Source organism: Vibrio sp. 10N.222.55.C6 (genome assembly GCF_041473395.1).
GTDB classification, from domain to species: Bacteria; Pseudomonadota; Gammaproteobacteria; order Enterobacterales; family Vibrionaceae; genus Vibrio; species Vibrio crassostreae_C.
In genome coordinates, this window is sequence record NZ_JBFRSD010001030.1 from 1 (window position 1) to 223 (window position 223).

General features: G+C 48.4%; 1 protein-coding gene. It reads right to left on the reverse strand.

Annotated elements, in window-relative coordinates; genetic code table 11:
- Positions 1-223: gamma-glutamyltransferase (locus tag AB4486_RS27400; RefSeq protein ID WP_372119944.1), on the reverse strand; the 223-nt coding region annotated here is incomplete at both ends.

Here is a 223-nt window from a genome sequence, read left to right on the forward strand (position 1 = left end):
TCGCCATGTAAGGTTTATCGTCTTGCATGATGATGGTTGGTGCCATTGAAGAACGTGGGCGCTTACCCGGCTCGAGTCGGTTGGCGATAGGTTTGCCATCGTTATGAGTCTTGAATGAGAAGTCGGTTAGTTCGTTATTGAGTAGGAAGCCTCTTACCATCAAGCGTGAGCCAAATGCGTTCTCAATTGTGGTGGTCATCGATACGACATTGCCATCGCTATC